Below are 20190 nucleotides of genomic sequence, written 5' to 3'. Positions count from 1 at the left end.
TTGCCCATGATAAGGGGTTTTCGAGGGAGATCAACTGCATTGCTGCGGCTGGCAGGGTGTTTTTTGTAGCATTCGAGCTACATCTGTGTGGAGCTTAGGCGATTTAGGCTGTCATTTTCCGCTGCCGCGGTGATTTGTATGGCTGGGCAAGGGGTTAGTGTGACTGAGGGAGAGGCGTTCAAAATCATTAGCTTATTATGATTTAGTGGGTTTTTTTTTCGGGGCTTCTGCTACACTCTGAATGATGTTATCAGGTTGATAATAAAAAACTTAGCCTCGAGAAAATTTAAGCCTTGTATGAATCAAGATACATTATTTTCGCTCTCTCAAAATGCCGCGCTCTTGTTGATCATGGTATTTATCTACGACGCGGTGCCACGGCACCATCGTAGCGAGTATTTTCTGTTGTGGCGCCTCATCATGGGGGCTGTGATAGGCGGCGTGACAGTACTGACCATGATGACTTCCTGGGAATATCAGCCCGGGGTCTTTATCGATACCCGCTCTGTAGTGTTGGCCATCAGTGGGCTCTTCTTCGGCGGCCTGCCCACCTTCGTCGCCGCTTCTGTTGCCTGTGCCTATCGCCTGTTCCAGGGGGGCGATGGCATGCTGGTCGGGGTGACAGTGATTCTGGTCTCCGCCCTGTTTGGTAGCCTGTGGCGCTACTATCGCAAGACCACCATCGCCGATCTCAGCTTTATCGAGTTGTATCTGTTTGGTTTCCTGCTGCATTTCTCGACCCTGTCGCTGCTGTTTATTCTGCCCTTTTCCATGTTTGTCGATCTCCTGGTGCAGATCGCCCTGCCTGTGATGTTGATTTTTCCCATAGTGACGGCCCTGCTGGGCATGATGCTGGCCAGGCGGCTTGAGGTGGAGCGGGACGCTAAGATCCAGCTTCAGGATGACTTTATTTTTCGCTCGCAATTTAACGTCGGCAACATGGGGATAGCCATCACCTCGGTCGATCAGCATTGGATCAAGGTCAATCCTCGTCTGTGTAAGATGCTCAAATATTCCGAGACAGAGCTGCTCAACCGCACCTGGACCGAGCTGACCTATTTCGAAGATCTTAAGGCGGATATGACCCAGTTCCAGCGCATGTTAAAGGGGGAGATAGATGCTTACGAGATGGATAAGCGCTTCGTCGCCAAGGATGGGGAGATTGTCTATACCCACCTGACGGTGGCCTGTCGCCGCAACCATAACATGGTGGATATGGTGATCGCCGGCCTTATCGACATTACTGAGCATAAGCGGGCTGATATGGCGATGCGCACCAGTCAGGAGCGATTGGCCTTGGTGCTGGAGAGCAGCGATCTTGGCATGTGGGACTGGGATATCAAGAGTAACGAGACCAAGCGTAATCCCTGGTGTGCCAAGGTGCTGGGCTGCGACCTCGAAAGACTTAATCGCGACAGCCGCATCTGGATCGATGCCATTCATCCCCAGGACAGGATGGCGGTGCTTAACTCCATCGATCGCCATCTCAAGGGGGAGACCCAGAAACATTACATCGAATACCGGCTGATTAGCCTCAGCGGCGAAGAGCATTGGATCTTGGATACCGGCAAGGTGGTGAGCCGCGACCGTAATGGCCTGCCGACCCGCATGTGCGGTGTGCACTCGGACATTACCGAGCAGAAGAAGGTGCAGGAGTCGCTGGAGCTGGCGGCCTCTGTGTATAACAACTCCAGCGAAGCCATGAGCGTACAGGATCACAAGGGGCATATCATCACCATCAACGCCGCCTTCACCGCGATTACGGGGTACAGCCAGGAGGAGGCGCTGACGCAAAACATCCGTATATTGCAGAGTTCCCGCACCCCGAGAAGCCAATACGATGAGATGAACAGCGCCATTCGCGATACCGGCTATTGGCAGGGGGAGCTGTGGATCAAGAACAAGAGCGGCGAGGAGTATATGGTCTGGTTGACCATCAATACCATCTTCGACCAGCACGGCCAGGTGTATCGCAGGGTGGCGCTCTTCTCCGACATTACCGAGAAGAAAGAGGCTGAGCATATCATCTGGAAACAGGCCAACTATGACCCCCTGACCGGCCTGCCTAATCGCCGCATGTTGCTGGAGTATCTCAATACCGAGATATTGCGTATCGACCGTAACCATAGCCACTTTGCCCTGATGTTCCTGGATCTGGACTTCTTCAAGGAGGTTAACGATACCCTGGGCCATGATATGGGAGATCTCTTGTTGCAGGAGACCGCCAAGCGGCTCAAGGGCTGCATCCGTGAGTCGGATGTGGTGGCGCGCCTGGGGGGCGATGAATTTACCGTAGTGCTCTCGGGGATCGACTCCCCCAGCGGTGTCGAGCGGGTGGCCCAGAGCATACTGGAGCGCATCGCCGAGCCCTACAGCCTGGGGGATGAGACCGCCTACATCAGCGCCAGTATCGGTATCACCATCTATCCTGACGATGCCACCAGTATCGAGGGGCTGCTGAAACATGCGGATCAGGCGATGTACGCCGCCAAGGAACAGGGGCGCAACCGTTTCCATTACTTTACCCCCTCGATGCAGGAGTACGCCCGCTATCGCATGGCGCTGATCAAAGATCTGCGTAACGCCATCAATCGCAAGGAGTTTGAGCTCTTCTACCAGCCTATTGTCGACATGAACAAACTGGGGGTCTACAAGGCGGAGGCGCTGATCCGCTGGGTGCATCCCCAACGGGGACTCGTCTCGCCGGGTGAGTTTATTCCAGTGGCGGAAGAGACAGGGCTTATCAACGAGATAGGTAACTGGGTATTTGAGAAGGCGGCTCAGCAGAGCGCTCGCTGGCGAACTCAACATGGCGTCGAGATCCAGATCAGCATCAACAAGTCGCCAATTCAGTTCAGGGACGAGGGGGACACCTTCAGCGACTGGCTGGCGCTGCTACGCCATCTGGAGCTCTCCAGCAACGCCATCTGCGTCGAGATCACCGAAGGTCTGCTGCTGGATGCCTCCATGGGGGTGACCGACAAGCTGCTGGCCTATCGCGATGCCGGTATTCAGGTGTCTCTGGATGACTTCGGCACCGGCTATTCGTCGCTGGCCTATCTGAAGAAGTTCGACATAGATTATCTCAAGATCGATCAGTCCTTTACTCGTAATCTTGAATCCGACAGTGACGGCGTGGCCCTGTGTGAGGCGATCATAGTGATGGCCCATAAGTTGGGGATCAAGGTGATCGCAGAAGGGGTGGAGACCCAGTTCCAGCACGATATCCTGGCTAGCGCCGGATGTGATTTTGCCCAGGGCTATCTCTACTCCAAGCCTGTCTCCCTACCGGAGTTTGAGCGCCTCTATGTTAACCCCGAGGCGCGCTAGCCTGTGCAGTGAAGATAGCATTACCTTTATGGGGCGCTTTTTGCTAGACTCCGCGCTCACTTTTTGTCAGCTCGCAGGTTGCCCATGAATTTCGATGCCCTCCCGTTAGACCCCTTACTGGCCCAGGCGGCTAAGGCCTGCGGCTACGAGACCCTGACCCAGGTTCAGGCCAAGGTGATCCCCACGGCGCTGGCCGGGCGGGATCTGATGGCCTGCGCCCAGACCGGAACCGGTAAGACGGCGGCCTTTAGCTTTGTGTTGTTGCAGCGCCTGCTCAATCAGCCAAGAGCAATTGGGCAGCTCAGCGCCCTGATCCTGACTCCAACGAGAGAGCTGGCGATCCAGGTGGCAGACAGCATCAGTCGCTACAGCCAGTTCACCGAGCTGACCACTCTGGCCGTCTATGGCGGCGCCAACATCAATCCCCAACGCAAGGCCTTGGCGAGAGGTGTCGATATCCTGGTGGCCACGCCGGGGAGGCTATTCGATCTCTTGGGCCAACATGATTTGAGCCTGGAGACGGTAGATCAGCTCATTGTCGATGAGGCGGATCGCATGCTCGACATGGGGTTCGTGAGAGATATTGAGCGCACCAAGCGGCTCTTGTGCGTGTCTCACTCGACCATGTTGTTCTCGGCCACCTTCACCCCAGAGGTGAAGGCATTGGCCACTAAGATGCTGGATAACCCTGAGTGGATCAATGTGACCAGCGCTAGTAGCGGGCCGCAGATCGAGCAGAAGATCTATCCCTTAGATGCAAGGCGTAAGGCGGAGCTGCTGGCCGAGCTTATCGGCCGCAACAACTGGCAACAGGTGCTGGTGTTCGTCAACACCAAGGAGAGCGCCGAGCGCCTGCACCGCGAGTTAAAGCTCGATGGCATCAAGAATGCGGTGTTTCACGGGGATAAGACCCAGGGCGCGCGCAACCGGGCGCTGGAGCAGTTTAAGGCCGGCGAGCTGCGGGTGCTGGTGGCAACAGATGTGGCCGCCCGCGGCCTGGATATCACAGCGCTGCCCTTAGTGATCAACCTAGAATTGCCCGATGAGCCTCAGGACTATGTGCACCGTATCGGTCGTACCGGCCGCGCCGGTCTTAGCGGGGTTAGCATCTCCTTCGTCGCCAAGCAGGATGAAACCGCACTTGGCGCGATCGAGGCTCTTATCGGCAAGACCTTGCCACGTGAGGTACAGCCCGGATATGAGATGGGGGCGCCGCTACCGGCCAGGTATCGCGAGCTCGACACCAGAGTGACCTCTAAGGCGGCCCAGCCTAAGCGGGGCAAGGGACAGAAGTTCGGCAGCCAGGACGGCAGAAGGGGACAGAGTCGCGCTAAGGCTCCCCAGCGAAAGGCGCCCCAGCGCAAGACTAGTAGCGACAAGGCTAGTAATGACAAGGCGAGACGCCCATCAAGTGATAAGGGCTTCAGGGGCAAGCGCTAGCAGGTTAAGTGAGGGCTGCTGAAAAGGATTGCAATCTCAGGCCTGCCCTCTACACTGGGGGCGATTTTTCAGTGCGGAGCCGCCAATGATCCTCAAGCCCATCCCTACCCATGTCGTGACAGGTTTTCTCGGTGTGGGAAAAACCAGTCTTATCCAATATTTGCTCGCCCATAAGCCAGCCGATGAGACCTGGGCCGTGCTGGTGAACGAATTTGGCGAGATTGGCATAGACGGTGAGCTGCTCAAGGGTGAGGGCGGTGATGTCGCCATCAAGGAGGTGGCGGGTGGTTGTCTCTGCTGCGCCGCCGGGGTGCCGACTCAGGTGGCGGTCAACCAGCTTATCGCCAAGGCGAGGCCTGATCGCCTGTTTATCGAGCCCACTGGGCTGGGCCATCCCAAGGCCATTGTCGAGACCCTGAGCCAAGGGCATTTCAAGCCGGTGCTGTCGATGCGCGCCAGCCTCTGTCTGGTGGATCCCAGAAAACTCAAGGACCCGCGTTACCTGGAGAGCTCGCTGTTTACCGATCAGCTACGCATCGCCGACCTTATCCTGGCCAACAAGATGGATCTGGCAAGCCTGGCCGACTTACAGCAACTAGAGGCCTATTTGCAGCAGCAATCCATCACGGCCAAGGTGTTGCCGGTGCAGATGGCGCAGCTACTCTCGGCAAAAGAAGCCAGTCTGTATCAATATCTTGAGAAGCACTATTTTGCGCGCCCTACCGCCTGGCGCGTTAGCAAGCCAGCAGCCTCGACAGGCTCCTCGCTATTAGGCAGCCGGCCCGCGATGCCCTTCGATGAGGCGGATGATGCGCGTAAACTATCGATTGATGAGCAGGCATTTGATGAGCAGGGGATCTACCGCGCCAGCAATCGGCATGAGGGCCGTTATACCCTGGGTTGGGTGTTCGACTGTTGCTATGAGTTTGACTTCGAGGCTTTGGTGGCCTGGGTAAAGGCGCAAGATTGTCTGCGCCTCAAGGCGGTGATGATAACGGGCGATGGGATCGCGGCCTTTAACTATGTGGACGGTCAACTCAGCGTGATGGAGCTGGATGATAGCCTGGATTCACGCCTGGAGATGATAGCCGATAAGCCGTTGCCCCTGGCCGAGATAGAGCAGGCGCTGCTCTGTCTCACTAAACGCCTGTCTAACTAAACGTCTGCCTATCTAAACGCTTGGCTATCTGATATCTTCGCTTTCCAATAGCCGTTTAGGTGTTGAATCAACACACTATCAACAACCATGATAGAGAAATTTTCCGAAAATCATGACCGAGCATCATGCCGTGCACCAGAGTGATGAGCACTCAGATTTAGCCACAGCCCCCATCCCTAAGCTGGTGTGGCGCTATGCCATTCCTACCATTCTCTCCATGGTGGTGACCGGCGTCTATGTGGCCATCGACGGTATGTTTGTCGGCCATTATCTTGGCGAGGTGGGCTTGGCGGGCATGATGCTGGCCTATCCCGTCGGTGCGATACTCTACGCGGTAGGTGCATTAATTGGCATGGGCGCCGCATCATTGGTGTCGATAAACCTGGGGCTAAAAGATGTCGCTAGGGCGCGGCACTTGCTGGGTAACGCCTTCACCCTCTGTCTGCTGGCGGGCACCGGACTGGCCCTGCTGGGTACCCGTTGGAGCCAGACCATACTCATCTGGCTCGGGGCCGAAGGGGAGGTGCTGACCAGCGCCGAGCAGTATCTGTTTTGGTATTTTGCCCTCGGGGTCTTTCCCGTATTGGCCATCGCCTTTACCGCCTTGCTGCGTAACGATGGCCGTCCCGGCTTCGTCACCCTGGTGCTTATCCTCTCAGGCTGTTTGAACGTGTTATTGGATTGGCTGCTGATCGTCGTGTTTCCCTATGGCCTGGCGGGCGCCGCCATCGCCACCATGATCTGTCAGGCCTTCACTGCGCTCGCCTGCCTGCAGCATTTCTTCACCAAGCGCACGCGATTGGGGATAAACTGGCAGCAGATGCGTCTGAATCTGGACCATTGCAGCAACATCCTCAGGGTCGGCGTGCCAAGCTTCTTGATGAACCTCTACCTCTCCATCGTCCTGACCCTGCATAACATGGCGTTTCTCTGGGTTGGCGGCCCCATTCATGTGGCGGCCTATGGGGTGGTGAGCTACGCCGAGGCGCTGTTTTACCTGATCTTCGAGGGGATAGCTTTTGGTACTCAGCCTCTGTTTAGCTTCAACACCGGGGCGAAGCGTTTCGACAGGGTGTTCGAGACCCTGAGGCTGGTCATTATCATGACTCTGGTGACCGCGCTGGCGGGCGTCGTCTTTATCTACTGGGCGCCAGAATATCTGGTTTATATCTTTGCCGGGGATAATTCTGAGCTGGCGCCCGTGGCAATAGAGGGGATGCGCCTCTACTTCTGGGGACTGCCGTTCGAGGGGCTTATTCTGGTGGGCGCAGCCTTCTTCCAGGCGATCAACCGTCCTAAGGAGGCCTCGATATTGACAGGTAGCAAGCTGGTGTTGATCGCCATGGTGCTCTATCTGTTCGCCTGGCTGTTTGGGGTCACAGGTGTCTGGATCTCCCTGGCGAGCTGCTCCTTATTGCTGACCATCTGGATGGTTTACACTTTAACTAAGCTTTCCAAGAAGTTAACTAACCCAATGTTTTAAGTTAGTCAGGGATTTAAGTCGGTTAGCGATTTAAGTCGGCCTGGATTCCTGTTACCCTAGTGGCGATTGTCGTTTCCGCGCCGCGAGTCGATACTCCGGGTGTGCCAAGGTGGGCGTATCCCGGCTGAGATTCGGTAAGGCTGTTTAAATTTATATAGGAAACTAATCGCTGGACGCCATTCTCTACATGGGAATGTTGCAGGATCACAAATAAGGATATTTGTTCATTATGAAGAAGTCATTATCAGGCCTCGCCCTGGTGTTGTGCGCGCACTTCGCTGCGCCTCTAAGTTTCGCCTCGCCCTTTAGCGAAAGCTACGCCGCCTATCAGCAGGCGCTGGCCGGGCAAGATAAAGCCCAGGTGGCGCTTACCGCTGCCAAGGCCTACGAACTCGGCCAGGGCTATTTCGAATCAGACAGTATCGATCTGGTTAATCTCGAGCTTAATTTGGCCACTGCGCTGCAAGATAGTGGCGAGACTCAGGCCGCCCACGAGCATTTCAACAATGTTATTCAGGTCTATCGAAAACATTTTGGCCGCGATGCCATAGAGCTTGTCGATCCCTTGATTGGCGCCGCCCAGACCATGGCCGCCTCGAGAGAGAAGGTGGATCTGTTCAAGCAGGCGATCGCCATCGCCGAGGACGCCGACAAGCCGCTGCTGCTGGCCGAGGTGAAGATGTTGACTTTCCATGGTCTGGCATCGACCCATTTCTATACCCGGGAGATACGTGACGAGGCGCTGGAAGCCTATGAGATCTATCGTCAAGAGATGCCGGCCGATGCCATGGCAAGGCTCAAAGCCACCTACTATGTTGGCATGATCAAGGCGGCGGAGAAGAAGTATGACAAGGCGGTCCCTCTGCTCGAAGAGGTGATCAAGCAGTTCTCCGTGCTCGACTTTAGCCATCCCTACAAACTGGCCGCCCATGCGCGTCTGGTGGAGATCTATGAGGCCGAAGGCGAGAGCGACAAGTCGACCCAGCATTGTGTGGCGATCGGCAGCATGAAGCCCTGGTCTGACGAACAGGAGCAGGCGCCCCTCTACCGGGAAGCGCCAAAGTATCCTATCTCCTATGCCAGAGATCGCCGGGAAGGCTGGACCCAGATGTCCTTTACCGTGGATGAGCAGGGGTTTGTGCGTGACCCTGTGGTGCTGGCCTCTGAAGGGGGGCAGCAGTTCACCCGCGAGTCGCTAAAGGCCATCAAGCGCTGGCGCTACGCCCCTAAGTTTGTCGATGGTAAACCCGTACCTGCCGAGGTGAGCGTGCAGCTCGAGTACAAGGTCAACTAACAAAAAGCCCGCGAAAGATGCGGGCTTTTTAATGATACTGGCGGCTTAAAACAGCTTGCTGCCCCAGCCCAGTTTGTTTCGAAGCACGTGGAAGTAGTTGTAGCCCTTGGGGTGGATCAGTCTGAGGCGCTCCTTACTGCGCCTGACGATGATCTCATCCCCTGGCAATACAGGTAATGTGACGTGACCATCACAGCTCACCTCCAGGGCATCGCCGTTGTCCGGTGACACGACCAGCTTGATGATGCTGCAGGCGTCGACCACGATTGGGCGGCAGGAGAGGGTATGGGGAAACATGGGCACCAGGATCAGGGCTTCCAGATTCGGCGTCAGTATGGCACCACCGGCAGACAGCGAGTAGGCGGTCGAGCCCGTTGGGGTGGAGACTATCATGCCGTCGGCGCGCTGGCTGTACATGAACTTGTCGTCGATATAGACCTCGAACTCGATCATGTGGGCAATCTTGCCCGGGTGGAGCACCGCCTCGTTGACCGCTGTGTTGCTCGACTTCATCTCGCCGTGTCTGTGCACCTCAGACTCCAGCAGGAACCTGTGCTCAGTCTCATACTCGCCCTGGAGCACCTTGCCTAGGGCCTCTTCGAAGGTATCCGGGGGCAGGTCGGTAAGAAAGCCCAGGTTGCCGCGGTTAACGCCAATCACGCCGATATCGAAGCGGGCTAACACCCGTGCGGCGCCGAGCATGTTACCGTCACCGCCCACCACTATCGCCAGATCGCAATATTCGCCAATCTGCAGCAGATCCACCGATTTCACCTGTGGGCCTATCTCGGCGGCCACCCGCTCTTCGACATAAACATCGTAGGACTGCATGGTCAACCAGTGATGCAGACGTTTGAGGGTCTTATGGGTCCCTGAGTGATGGGGTTTGCCGATTAAGCCGATTGAGTGAAACGCTTTGCTCATATTTCTGTTTGATCCATGCCTTAGGGCTTGAAACCTCAAATTTGATCCCCATAATATGCCCAGAGCATGCAGAAACAAAGCATTTTTAGCTGGAGTAACAATGAGCAAAGAGTCAAACAAAGCCCAAGAACCACAGATTGAAGAAACCGAAGCTGTAGCCGTTGAAACCGAGGTGGTTGAAGATGCAGCCAGTTTGATGGACGAGCTTACCCAAGCTAATTTCCGAGTTGAAGAGCTGGAGCAGGCCCTGGCCGCTGCCGAAGCTAAGGTGGAAGAGCAGAAAGATTCTGTGATCCGCGCCGCCGCCGAGGTAGAGAACGTGCGTCGCCGTGCGGCGATCGACGTCGAGAAGGCCCATAAGTTTGCCCTGGAAAAGTTTGCCAACGAGCTGCTACCTGTTATTGATAACATGGAGCGCGCGCTGCAAGGCACCAGCAGTGAAGATGAGGCCACCAAGGCTATCTACGAAGGGGTTGAATTGACCCTGAAGACCTTCACCAGCGCCGTGGCCAAGTTTGGTCTGACCCAGGTCGATCCTCAGGGAGAAGCCTTTAATCCGGATCATCACCAGGCGATCGGTATGCAGCCTAGCGAGGAGTTCCCGGCCAATACCGTGATGATGGTGATGCAGAAAGGTTATATGCTAAACGAGCGTCTGTTGCGTCCTGCCATGGTGATGGTATCTCAGGGTGGTGCCAGCGTCGATACTCAGGCTTAATTGGCTGAGGCTGATTTAAGTCAGTAAAAGAAAGCGATAAAAAAGGCCTCAATATGAGGCCTTTTTTGTTCGCATAAAATGGATTTTAGTCCGCCAGATAGGCGCGGATCTGCGCTTCTATGCCCGGGCCATCCAGCTGTAGCTCGGCCAGGATCTCACCGCACTCGCCATGTTTAATAAACTCATCGGGCAGGCCGATATTGAGCACAGGCATAGGCAGCTTAAGCTGTTGTAGCAGTTCGAGTACGCCCGAGCCTGCACCGCCCATGATGGCGTTCTCTTCCACAGTCACCAGCAGATCATGGCTGGTGGCCAGCTGTTTCACCAGCTCCACATCCAGCGGCTTAACGAAGCGCATGTCGGCCAGGGTGGCATCGAGCGCCTCGGCCGCCTGGCTCGCCGACGCCAGTGTAGTACCGAAGTTAAGGATGGCGATCTTCTTGCCTTCGCGCTTGATCAGGCCCTTGCCAATCTCATAGGCGGTCATGGTCTCGACCTGAGGCTCGCCGGTGGCGCTGCCTCTTGGGTAACGGATCGCCGTCGGTCCCTCGTTGTAACAGTAGCCTGTGTAGAGCATCTGACGACATTCGTTCTCATCCGACGGCGCCATGATCACCATGTTAGGAATGGCGCGCATATAGCTAAGATCGAAGGCGCCCTGGTGGGTCGGGCCGTCTGGGCCGACGATACCGCCGCGGTCGATGGCGAAGATCACCGGCAATTTCTGTAGCGCCACGTCGTGGATCAGCTGATCATAGCCGCGTTGCAGGAAGGTGGAGTAGATCGCCAGTACAGGCTTGTAGCCTTCACAGGCGAAGCCGGCGGCGAGTGTCACCGCATGCTGCTCGGCGATGGCTGCATCGAAATACTGATTCGGGAAGCGCTGGGAGAACTCCACCATGCCTGAGCCTTCACGCATGGCCGGGGTGATCCCCAGTACCTTGTCATCCTTCTGAGCCATGTCGCACAGCCAGCGACCAAACACCTGAGAGAAGGTGGGGTTAGCCGGTTTTGCGGCTGGCTTAGCAAAGGTTGAAGGATCGAACTTAGGCACGGCGTGCCAGCCGATGGGATCTTTCTCCGCTGGCTCGTAGCCGCGTCCCTTCTTGGTCATGATGTGCAGAATTTGCGGGCCCGAGAGGTTACGCATGTTGCGCAGGGTCTCAACCAGGGCGTCGACATCATGGCCATCGATAGGGCCGATATAGTTAAAGCCCAGCTCCTCAAACATGGTGCCGGGGACGACCATGCCCTTGAGATGCTCCTCGGTGCGCTTGGCCATCTCCTTGATGACGGGCATCCCCTTGAGCACCTTCTTGCTGTTTTCGCGAATGGTGGTGTAGAGACGGCCCGACATCAGCTGCGCCAGGTGGTTATTCAGCGCGCCGACATTCTCGGAGATCGACATCTCGTTGTCATTGAGCACGACCAGCATGTCGTTATGCAGATCGCCGGCGTGGTTCATGGCTTCAAATACCATGCCGCCCGTCATGGCGCCGTCGCCGATGACTGCCACCACCTTACGGCCTGCCTGTTCCTTCTCGGCGGCAACAGCCATGGCCAGCGCCGCGCTGATAGAGGTGCCTGAGTGACCCACGCTGAAGGTGTCATATTCGCTCTCTTCCCGCCAAGGGAAGGGGTGAATGCCGCCTTTTTGGCGTATGGTCGGCATCTTGTCTCGACGACCCGTGAGGATCTTATGGGGATAGGCCTGGTGGCCCACGTCCCAGATCAGGCGATCGAACGGAGTGTTGTAGACATAGTGCAGGGCTACCGTCAGCTCGACCGTGCCCAGGCCAGAAGCGAAGTGGCCACTGGAGATGCCTACGGACTGTAGGAGATAACTTCTGAGTTCGTCAGCAAGTTTTGGTAGCACACCCTGGGGAAGCTGTCTTAATTCATCTGGGGTGTCGGCCTGTGCCAGCACAGGGTATTTCGTAATATCCAAACTCATAGCGAGATTCTTTGGCTCTTTATTATACTCTTCGCTCTATGATGAAACGGGCGAATTCGGCAATTAACTGGCTATTGTATGGTAATTTAGCCAGCGCTGATAGGGCGTCTTCGATCAAACTTTTCGCAGTCGCTTGGGCCCCGGATAAACCGAGTAGTTTCGGATAGGTACTCTTGTTCGATTCGCAGTCCGAGCCCTGGGGCTTACCCAGCTCTTCTGTGCTGGCGATGATGTCCAGCACGTCGTCTTGTACCTGGAAGGCGAGGCCGATGGCGTCGGCAAATGTTAACAGATGGCTCGCTTGCTCATCTGTGACCTTGGCAGCAATGATAGGTAATTCTACTGCACAGCGAATCAAGGCGCCGGTTTTTAATCTGTGTAACCGCTTTAGGGTCTCGAGATCTATCTGTCTGTCGGTGGCGTTAAGATCCATCGCCTGACCACCACACATGCCGCTGTAGCCAGACGCCTTGGCGAGGGCGCGCACCATGGCCAGTTGTTGGCTGGCACTCAGCTCGCCGCCTTCCTGGCTGATGATCTCGAAGGCCAAGGTTTGCAGGGCATCGCCGGCCAGGATGGCGGTGGCCTCATTAAAGGCGATATGCACTGTCGGCTGGCCACGGCGCAGGGCGTCATCGTCCATGGCCGGGAGATCGTCGTGGATCAGCGAGTAGGCATGAATACATTCGATGGCGGCAGCGCAGGCATCTAGCCTTTCCAGTGGTACACCCAGCATCTCGCCCACGGCGTAGACCAGAAAGGGGCGGATACGTTTGCCGCCAATCAGGGCGCCGTGTTCCATGGCGGCCTTGAGTTGTGGCTCGGTATCGTCTTGTGCATTGATAAAATGGCGCAGCTGGCCGTCGACGCGCTGCTGGTATCGCGTTATCGCTTCATTTAGCAATTATTCGCCCTCTGGCAGATAGGGTTGCAAGCTGGGTTGATCTTGTTCCTGGGTCAAGATAGAGACTTTTTGTTGGGCCTGTTCGAGTTTGCCTTGGCTGTTTCTGACCAGATTGATGCCACGCTCAAATTGTTTGAGGGCGTCATCTAGAGAGACATCGCCCTGCTCAAGGCTGGTGACAATGTTTTCTAATTCTGTGAGTGACTCTTCGAAGGTCAGGTTTTCAGGTTTTTTGGCCACGGTGATTTTCCCAAGAATTTAGCGACAGACAAAGTATCTCAGTCGACCCTAGGGGTCAAATTGCGCTGTCGTATATTTGTGCAATAGCACGCTTTAAGGAGGTTTTTTTATAAAAAATTGAATTTGTAGCTAAACTTGCGTGTAAGCTGTCCGATAATTGAATTAGAACAATACTCAATTTTGTCAGATATTATATCGTAAACTCCCGTCTGCGGTTAGGCGAATTCCCGTCTAATTAACGACTTTTGTGTCGTCGTCCCAGCCCGGGGAGATGCCTTTCATTGCAAGAGTGAGTAGAGTAGAGACCTGTCTTGAGATGATTATGGTGTTGACTGAGAGCTTGATCCCGAGATCAAGGTATTAGCAACGGCCGATACTGTAAATGAGGAAGAGTTGTGGATTTAGCGACCCTGATAGGCCTGATTGGTGCATTTGGTTTTATTATCGGAGCTATGGTCAGCAGTGGCGGTATCGCCATCTTTGTTGACGTGCCCTCTGTGCTTATCGTGATGATAGGCTCTCTGTTTGTGGTGATGATGAAATTTAACCTCAAACAGTTCCTCGGTGCGGTTAAGATCGCTGCAAAAGCCTTTATGTTCAAGATAGATAAGCCGGACGAGTTGATCGAGCAGTCGGTCACCATGGCTGATGCTGCCCGTAAGGGGGGCTTTCTGGCCCTGGAAGAGGCGGAGATCAGCAACAGTTTCATGCAGAAGGCGGTCGACATGCTGGTGGATGGCCATGACGGCGAGGTAGTGCGCGAAGCCTTGGAGAAGGATATCGCCCTCACCGAAGAGCGTCATAAGACGGGGATTAGCATCTTCAAGGCACTGGGCGATGTGGCGCCCGCCATGGGGATGATAGGTACCCTTATCGGTCTGGTAGCCATGCTGTCTAACATGGATGACCCTAAGTCTATCGGCCCCGCCATGGCGGTGGCCTTGTTGACCACACTCTATGGTGCGATTATCGCCAACATGATTGCCCTGCCGATCGCCGATAAACTCTCGCTGCGCATGGGCGAGGAGATGCTCAACCGCAACCTGATCATGGATGCGGTACTCGCCATTCAAGACGGTCAAAACCCAAGGGTCATCGAGGGATTCTTGAAGAATTACCTCTCGGAGAAACAGCGAGAGATAGACACGACGGACGGGGAATAGCCAGATGGCTAAGAAGGTCAAATGCGATTGCCCGCCCGCCGGGGCGCCCATGTGGTTGGCAACCTTTGCCGACCTCATGTCGCTATTGATGTGTTTCTTCGTATTGCTGCTCGCCTTCTCCGAGATGGACGTGATGAAGTTTAAGCAGATCGCAGGGTCGATGAAGTATGCCTTCGGTGTGCAGAATAAGGTTGAAGTCAAAGATATTCCCAAGGGCACCTCGGTGATCGCACTGGAGTTTCGCCCAGGCAAGCCAGAACCCACTCCCATCGAGATCATCAATCAGCAGACTAACGAGATGACCGAGCCCACCATTGAGGTGCAGGCAGGTGAAGACGACAGCGCCGGCGGCGTACAGCAGCAGCGCGGTGAGCAGCGCGGTGGCGAGGCGTCATCGACGGCTCAGGAAGAGGCTGATTCTGAAGCTCAGGCGAAGCAACAGCAGCAGGAGGCCGCGTCACAGGATCAGATCAATGATCGGGTGAAGAAGATGGCGCAGGAGCTCAACAAGGAGATCGTCGACGGGGCGATCGAGATTGAGTCCTTGGGGCAACAGATCATCATACGTATCCGAGAGAAGGGCGCCTTCTCATCGGGCTCTGGCTTCCTACAGCCTAGGTTTAAGCCGGTGATCCGCCGTGTGGGCGAGCTGCTCAAGGATGTGCCGGGGATCATTACCGTATCCGGTCACACGGATGATATGAATATCAGCAACGAACTCTATAGCTCCAACTGGGATCTCTCCAGTAAACGCGCCGTGGCCGTGGCCCATGAGCTGGTGCGTGTGCCGGGCTTCGACCAGCAGCGGATGAAGGTGGTGGGCATGGCCAGCACGGCGCCGTTGGTGCCGAACGATTCGGCAGCCAACCGCGCCCGAAATCGCCGGGTCGAAATTGCCATCGAGCAGGGCAAGCCGAAAGAGTCAGACGAGATTCAAGTGGAGCAGTAGCCTGTCTATTTAGCTCTTAACTTAAGGCAAATAGTTTCAGATAAGGCGTCCACATCGGTGGACGCTTTTCATTTCTACCAGCCTATCCTCAGGCACTCTATTCGGAGCGGATTATCCTAAGCTGAATAAATATTGCGCACATTAAGGGGGCACGGGCAGAAAATACCTGCCGAGTCGCTGATTTATGGGCATTTGTGCACCGGGCTTGGTATAATGGCAAGATTGCTGTTTAAAATTATTCCCGCGGAACGCCCATGAAATTTATCGTAAAACTCTTTCCTGAAATCATGATGAAAAGCAAACCGGTAAGAATGCGTTTTACCAAGATGCTTGAAACCAATATCCGAAACGTGCTGCGCAAGGTCGATGAAGAGGCCAGAGTGCAGCGCCAGTGGGATAAGATCATGGTCAGGGTGCCAGAAGACAAGCCAGAGATGATTGAGCGTTATGCCGAGCGTCTCGCCTGTATTCCGGGGATCGCCCATGTGCTGCAGGTGCGTGAGAGCACCTTCGAGTCGGTGGACGATATCTACCAGCAGACGCTGGCACTCTACAAAGAGGAATTGGCCGGTAAGACCTTCTGTGTGCGGGTAAAGCGTAGCGGTAAGCATGAGTTTAACTCAATCGAGGTAGAGCGTTACGTGGGCGGTGGACTCAACCAGTTTACCGAGGCGGCCGGTGTCAGGTTGAAGAACCCCGACATGACGGTAAACCTTGAGATAGACAATGAGCATCTCTATCTGGTGGAGAAACGCATCGACGGCCTGGGCGGTTTCCCTATGGCGACCCAGGAAGATGTGCTGTCGCTGATCTCAGGTGGTTTCGACTCAGGTGTCTCCAGCTTCCAGTTTATCAAGCGCGGCTCTCGTACCCATTACTGCTTCTTTAACCTGGGCGGCGACCAGCATGAGATAGGTGTGAAGCAGGTGGCCTATCATCTGTGGCAGAAGTACGGCGAGTCTCATAAGGTGAAATTTATCTCTGTGCCGTTCGATCCTGTGGTACAGGAGATCCTGGAGAAGATAGATAACGGCCAGATGGGCGTTATCCTCAAGCGCATGATGATGCGCGCCGCCAGCCGTATCGCTGAGAAGATGGGCATTCAGGCGTTGGTGACGGGTGAGGCGATGGGGCAGGTGTCCAGCCAGACCCTGACTAACCTGAATGTGATCGACCGCAGCACAGATATGCTGATTCTGCGTCCGCTGATCGTGATGGATAAGCAAGACATCATCAACATGAGCCGCGAGATCGGCACCGAAGACTTTGCCAAGTCTATCCCCGAATACTGTGGCGTGATCTCACAGAAGCCGACAGTGAAGGCTGTGATGGGTAAGATCCTCGCCGAGGAGGAGAAGTTCTCCGAAGACTTGATCGACCGCGTGGTGGAAGCCGCCGAGGTGATCGATATTCGCGACATCGCCGTCAGCATGGATACCAAGATCACCGAGACTGAGACTGTCGATGCGGTATCCGGTGGTGAGGTTGTGGTCGATATCCGCTCGCCAGAAGAGGAGGAGCAGAGCCCGCTTAGCCTCAACGGCATCGAGGTGAAGTGTATTCCTTTCTTCAAGTTGGCCACCCAGTTTGCCGATCTGGATAAAGAGAAGACCTATCTGCTCTACTGCGACAGAGGCGTCATGAGCAAGCTACAGGCGCTCTACCTGCAGGAGCAGGGTTATCACAACGTGAAGGTCTATCGCCCCGCATAATGGCTTTAAGTGGCTCTCTTTAGAGGGCCAAGTATTAGAAAGCTAAGTATTTAGAAAGCTAAGTATTTAGAAAGCTAAGTATTAGAAAGCCAAGCATTCGAGATTAAGGCTGCCTTCGGGCGGCCTTTTTTATGGACTGTTTCTATGGAGAGCTTTCACGCTTAGATCTATAAAACCTTGGATCTGCTTAGCTTCTGACGTAACGTATCTGGCGGGTCGCTCTCGCCTTTACTGTAAGAGATGGGTTGCTTATGTGGGTCGCCTTAAAGCTTGCGGGCATAAAAAAGCCGCATCATAAGACGCGGCTTGTTGCTTAGTGTTTGCAGCTGGCTATCGGTAGCTGCAGACTATTATTAGCTGCCGGCTGGTGATTACTCGGCGCGCTGGGCGCTGACGCTGGTGTCCGCCTGCTCGTCTTTCTGAGCAACCAGAATGGCGTTGAGGTCTTCATTCAGATCTTGTTGCATCTGCTCTAGGCCTTCGGCCAGTTGTGCGCTGATGGCGGCGTGCAGGTCTGTGGTATCGATAACGATTTCATCGGCAGTGGCAGCGGTTGAGGCTGAGAGCAGTGCGATGGCAAATACAGTTTTAAAGTTAATCATAGTGGTCGCCTCCGGGCGGCATATCTTGGGGTGTCAGACACTCCCCAAATACGTCGTAGAGGCTGTCTAACTTCAATCATTTCGTTGGCGCAAAATTTAACCAAAACCCCTTCCCTTTACAAACGATAAAATGTAACAATACGGATTAGAAAAACTAATTAAAATGTGAGACAAGGATCACTATGTCGAGACGCTTACCTCCATTGAATGCGGTGAAGGCTTTCGAGGCTGCAGCCCGTCACTTAAGCTTTACGCGCGCCGCGGAAGAACTTTTTGTGACACAGGCCGCAGTAAGTCATCAGATTAAGGCATTAGAAGAATATTTAGGGCTAAAGCTCTTTCGTCGTAAGAACCGATCTTTGCTGCTGACCGAAGAGGGGCAGGGCTACTTTCTCGACATAAAAGATATCTTTGTACAACTGGCCGATGCCACCGACAGATTGCTGGCTCGAAGCGCCATAGGCTCGCTCACGGTAAGCACTTCGCCCAGTTTCGCCATTCAGTGGCTGGTGCCGCGATTGGCTAATTTCAGCGAGAATAATCCCGACATCGACGTGCGGATCAAGGCGGTGGACGATGAGACCAGCAGCCTGACCGACGACGTGGATGTAGCCATCTATTACGGCATGGGCAACTGGCCAGGGCTGCGTGCCGACAAGCTGAGAAACGAGGTGTTGATCCCTGTCTGTTCGCCCATGTTGCTCAGCGGCCCCAAGCCGTTATCCCAGCCGAGCGACCTGAAACATCACACCCTGCTGCATGACTCCAGCCGTCATGATTGGCAGGCTTGGTTTAGACAATGTGGAATTAATGACATTAATGTGAACCAGGGCCCCATCTTCAGTCACTCCTCCCTGGTATTGCAGGCCGCCGCTCACGGTCAGGGGGTCGCCTTGGGTTACAGCGTGTTGGCCCGTCCCGACATCAAGGCCGGGCGTCTGGTGTGCCCCTTCCCCGAGGTGTTGGTGAGTAAGAACGCCTATTATCTGGTGTGTCAGCAGAATCATGCCGAGATAGGCAAGATTGTTGCTTTCAGAAAGTGGATGCTCGACATGTTCGAAGAGGAGTCTCGCAGCGAGCTGCTGCCGGGCTAACCCGATTGAATCATCTGGCTACGCCCTTTATGGGTGGTGAGCCAAAGATAAAGAGGCGAGATGAGTTTTACCCAAAGATTGAATGCACGGCTCGAGGCGGCCGAGTTGCCCGCGAGTCAGTGCCTGTTCTCGGGCCCGCTGGATGATAATGCGCTGGCCTGCGATACCTTAGTGGTGCTGGCCCATGGTGCTGGAGCCAACATGGAACACGAATTCATGACGCAGATGGCCAAGCGGCTCAGTGCTGGTAATGGTGGCGCGTCAGATGCTGAGCAAGCAATAGGCGTGTTGCGCTTTAACTTTCCCTACATGCGCAGCAACGCCATCGATGGCAAGCGCAGGCCGCCGGATAGGGCGCCTAAGCTGATTAAAGATTTTAGCCTGCTGATAGAGACGGTGCGTGAGGTCTATAAGCCCAAGCGCCTTATAGTCATGGGCAAGTCCATGGGCGGACGTATGGCGGCGATACTCGCTGGCGAGCAAGCCGTCGATGGGGTTATCTGTTTGGGTTATCCCTTCGTGCCGCCCAAAGGGGGCGAGCCCAGACTCGAGCCTATCGCCGAGTGTCAGGCGCCGCTCTTGGTGATACAGGGGGAGCGCGATAAATTTGGCGCCAAGGGGCAGGTCGAACCTTGGCTTGCACCTTTTAAGGCCAAATTAGTATGGTTAGCCGATGGCGATCATAGTTTTCTACCAAGAAAGTCGTCAGGCACGACCCAAAGCGCTAATCTGGATTTGGCAGTCTCACACAGTATTCAATTTATTAGGGGGTTAGATGCGTAAAGGGTTTTTATTGCTGGCAGCCTTGAGTGGTTTTTTAGCCGTGGCCCTGGGAGCCTTCGGCGCCCATGGACTCAAGCAGGTGACTACGCCAGAGATGATCGACATCTTTAATCTAGGGGTCGAGTATCAGTTCTACCACACCTTTGCACTGATCGCCGTGGCCTTTAGCGGTCACTGGTTCAAGTCGCGCCTTATCGACTGGGCGGGCTACCTGTTTCTGCTTGGCATAGTGATGTTTTCCGGTTCACTCTACCTCTACGTGTTGGTGGGGAGCAAGTGGACAGGCCCTGTGACGCCTATGGGCGGCGTCTGCTTCCTGCTGGGATGGTTGTTCATCGCGGTGGCCGTGTGGCGTAATCGCGTGGTGGAGCTGGACGATTAACCAGTCGCTAAGATAATCGTATTCATTTTCGAGAAAGTGTAGAATGGCGCCCCAATGAT

General features: G+C 55.0%; 17 protein-coding genes. 12 read left to right on the top strand and 5 right to left on the bottom strand.

Features of this window, described 5'->3' with window-relative positions:
• Window positions 1-297 precede the first annotated feature (297 nt).
• The 5 genes from SHEW_RS14345 to SHEW_RS14325 all read left to right on the top strand — a co-directional run bounded on the left by SHEW_RS14345 (window position 298) and on the right by SHEW_RS14325 (window position 8706).
• Window positions 298-3330 carry an EAL domain-containing protein gene (locus SHEW_RS14345; RefSeq protein ID WP_011866575.1) on the top strand — a complete coding sequence of 1011 codons (3033 nt, stop codon included), beginning with the start codon at window positions 298-300 and terminating at the stop codon, window positions 3328-3330.
• 84 nt (window positions 3331-3414) lie between these two features.
• The gene (locus SHEW_RS14340) at window positions 3415-4770 is read left to right on the top strand and encodes a DEAD/DEAH box helicase (RefSeq protein WP_011866574.1); all 1356 of its coding nucleotides are present in this window, start codon (window positions 3415-3417) and stop codon (window positions 4768-4770) included.
• Window positions 4771-4855: 85 nt separating this feature from the next.
• Window positions 4856-5929, top strand: coding sequence for a CobW family GTP-binding protein (locus SHEW_RS14335; protein ID WP_011866573.1), 1074 nt, complete (start codon window positions 4856-4858; stop codon window positions 5927-5929).
• Window positions 5930-6041: 112 nt separating this feature from the next.
• Window positions 6042-7412: an MATE family efflux transporter gene (locus SHEW_RS14330; RefSeq protein ID WP_011866572.1), complete on the top strand. Its 1371-nt coding sequence runs from the start codon at window positions 6042-6044 to the stop codon at window positions 7410-7412.
• A gap of 229 nt (window positions 7413-7641) precedes the next feature.
• Window positions 7642-8706 (top strand): TonB family protein, encoded by a 1065-nt coding sequence (locus SHEW_RS14325; protein ID WP_011866571.1) that lies wholly within the window; start codon window positions 7642-7644, stop codon window positions 8704-8706.
• A 45-nt stretch (window positions 8707-8751) separates the two neighbouring features.
• Here the strand turns inward: SHEW_RS14325 and nadK are convergent, their stop codons facing one another.
• On the bottom strand, window positions 8752-9630 hold the full coding sequence (gene nadK / locus SHEW_RS14320) for an NAD(+) kinase (RefSeq protein WP_011866570.1): 879 nt from the start codon (window positions 9628-9630) through the stop codon (window positions 8752-8754).
• Between the two features lie 100 nt (window positions 9631-9730).
• Here nadK and grpE point away from each other — a divergent pair, with 100 nt between their 5' ends.
• The gene (gene grpE, locus SHEW_RS14315) at window positions 9731-10348 is read left to right on the top strand and encodes a nucleotide exchange factor GrpE (RefSeq protein WP_011866569.1); all 618 of its coding nucleotides are present in this window, start codon (window positions 9731-9733) and stop codon (window positions 10346-10348) included.
• A gap of 85 nt (window positions 10349-10433) precedes the next feature.
• Here the strand turns inward: grpE and dxs are convergent, their stop codons facing one another.
• Genes dxs through xseB form a run of 3 tightly spaced genes read right to left on the bottom strand, consistent with a single transcriptional unit; the run spans window position 10434 to window position 13446 of the window.
• Window positions 10434-12302 (bottom strand): 1-deoxy-D-xylulose-5-phosphate synthase, encoded by a 1869-nt coding sequence (gene dxs / locus SHEW_RS14310; RefSeq protein WP_011866568.1) that lies wholly within the window; start codon window positions 12300-12302, stop codon window positions 10434-10436.
• A 22-nt stretch (window positions 12303-12324) separates the two neighbouring features.
• The gene (gene ispA / locus SHEW_RS14305) at window positions 12325-13206 is read right to left on the bottom strand and encodes a (2E,6E)-farnesyl diphosphate synthase (protein ID WP_011866567.1); all 882 of its coding nucleotides are present in this window, start codon (window positions 13204-13206) and stop codon (window positions 12325-12327) included.
• Window positions 13207-13446 carry an exodeoxyribonuclease VII small subunit gene (gene xseB / locus SHEW_RS14300; RefSeq protein ID WP_011866566.1) on the bottom strand — a complete coding sequence of 80 codons (240 nt, stop codon included), beginning with the start codon at window positions 13444-13446 and terminating at the stop codon, window positions 13207-13209. It lies immediately after the preceding gene.
• A 395-nt stretch (window positions 13447-13841) separates the two neighbouring features.
• On the opposite strand from xseB, the gene pomA reads away from it, so the two are divergent.
• The 3 genes from pomA (at window position 13842) to thiI (ending at window position 17270) form a co-directional block, all read left to right on the top strand.
• Window positions 13842-14609: a flagellar motor protein PomA gene (gene pomA, locus SHEW_RS14295; RefSeq protein WP_011866565.1), complete on the top strand. Its 768-nt coding sequence runs from the start codon at window positions 13842-13844 to the stop codon at window positions 14607-14609.
• Between the two features lie 4 nt (window positions 14610-14613).
• Window positions 14614-15558, top strand: a complete 945-nt coding sequence (locus SHEW_RS14290) for a flagellar motor protein MotB (protein WP_011866564.1) — start codon at window positions 14614-14616, stop codon at window positions 15556-15558.
• A gap of 254 nt (window positions 15559-15812) precedes the next feature.
• Window positions 15813-17270, top strand: coding sequence for a tRNA uracil 4-sulfurtransferase ThiI (thiI, locus tag SHEW_RS14285; protein WP_011866563.1), 1458 nt, complete (start codon window positions 15813-15815; stop codon window positions 17268-17270).
• Window positions 17271-17641: 371 nt separating this feature from the next.
• Here the strand turns inward: thiI and SHEW_RS14280 are convergent, their stop codons facing one another.
• Window positions 17642-17872: a hypothetical protein gene (locus SHEW_RS14280; protein WP_011866562.1), complete on the bottom strand. Its 231-nt coding sequence runs from the start codon at window positions 17870-17872 to the stop codon at window positions 17642-17644.
• Between the two features lie 182 nt (window positions 17873-18054).
• Here SHEW_RS14280 and SHEW_RS14275 point away from each other — a divergent pair, with 182 nt between their 5' ends.
• The 3 genes from SHEW_RS14275 to SHEW_RS14265 are packed head-to-tail and all read left to right on the top strand — an operon-like array spanning window position 18055 to window position 20131.
• Window positions 18055-18966 (top strand): transcriptional regulator GcvA, encoded by a 912-nt coding sequence (locus tag SHEW_RS14275; protein WP_011866561.1) that lies wholly within the window; start codon window positions 18055-18057, stop codon window positions 18964-18966.
• 60 nt (window positions 18967-19026) lie between these two features.
• Window positions 19027-19749 (top strand): alpha/beta family hydrolase, encoded by a 723-nt coding sequence (locus SHEW_RS14270; RefSeq protein ID WP_011866560.1) that lies wholly within the window; start codon window positions 19027-19029, stop codon window positions 19747-19749.
• Complete coding sequence (locus SHEW_RS14265) at window positions 19742-20131, top strand: DUF423 domain-containing protein (RefSeq protein WP_011866559.1); 390 nt, start codon at window positions 19742-19744, stop codon at window positions 20129-20131. The genes SHEW_RS14270 and SHEW_RS14265 overlap by 8 nt, the downstream gene beginning before the upstream one ends.
• The last annotated feature ends 59 nt before the right edge of the window (window positions 20132-20190 follow it).

This window comes from Shewanella loihica PV-4, assembly GCF_000016065.1.
In the GTDB taxonomy this organism is placed as follows: Bacteria; Pseudomonadota; Gammaproteobacteria; order Enterobacterales; family Shewanellaceae; genus Shewanella; species Shewanella loihica.
This window is presented reverse-complemented; position numbering and strand designations above follow the sequence as displayed.

What these genes read in the sequence shown, in the direction of transcription:
- SHEW_RS14330 (WP_011866572.1), top strand. Translation starts at nt 6,042, where the DNA reads ATGACCGAGCATCATGCCGTGCACCAGAGTGATGAGCACTCAGATTTA.
- SHEW_RS14290 (WP_011866564.1), top strand. Translation starts at nt 14,614, where the DNA reads ATGGCTAAGAAGGTCAAATGCGATTGCCCGCCCGCCGGGGCGCCCATG.
- thiI (WP_011866563.1), top strand. Translation starts at nt 15,813, where the DNA reads ATGAAATTTATCGTAAAACTCTTTCCTGAAATCATGATGAAAAGCAAA.
- SHEW_RS14280 (WP_011866562.1), bottom strand. Translation starts at nt 17,872, where the DNA reads ATGATTAACTTTAAAACTGTATTTGCCATCGCACTGCTCTCAGCCTCA.
- SHEW_RS14275 (WP_011866561.1), top strand. Translation starts at nt 18,055, where the DNA reads ATGTCGAGACGCTTACCTCCATTGAATGCGGTGAAGGCTTTCGAGGCT.
- SHEW_RS14335 (WP_011866573.1), top strand. Translation starts at nt 4,856, where the DNA reads ATGATCCTCAAGCCCATCCCTACCCATGTCGTGACAGGTTTTCTCGGT.
- dxs (WP_011866568.1), bottom strand. Translation starts at nt 12,302, where the DNA reads ATGAGTTTGGATATTACGAAATACCCTGTGCTGGCACAGGCCGACACC.
- SHEW_RS14270 (WP_011866560.1), top strand. Translation starts at nt 19,027, where the DNA reads ATGAGTTTTACCCAAAGATTGAATGCACGGCTCGAGGCGGCCGAGTTG.
- SHEW_RS14340 (WP_011866574.1), top strand. Translation starts at nt 3,415, where the DNA reads ATGAATTTCGATGCCCTCCCGTTAGACCCCTTACTGGCCCAGGCGGCT.
- SHEW_RS14265 (WP_011866559.1), top strand. Translation starts at nt 19,742, where the DNA reads ATGCGTAAAGGGTTTTTATTGCTGGCAGCCTTGAGTGGTTTTTTAGCC.
- grpE (WP_011866569.1), top strand. Translation starts at nt 9,731, where the DNA reads ATGAGCAAAGAGTCAAACAAAGCCCAAGAACCACAGATTGAAGAAACC.
- SHEW_RS14345 (WP_011866575.1), top strand. Translation starts at nt 298, where the DNA reads ATGAATCAAGATACATTATTTTCGCTCTCTCAAAATGCCGCGCTCTTG.
- SHEW_RS14325 (WP_011866571.1), top strand. Translation starts at nt 7,642, where the DNA reads ATGAAGAAGTCATTATCAGGCCTCGCCCTGGTGTTGTGCGCGCACTTC.
- nadK (WP_011866570.1), bottom strand. Translation starts at nt 9,630, where the DNA reads ATGAGCAAAGCGTTTCACTCAATCGGCTTAATCGGCAAACCCCATCAC.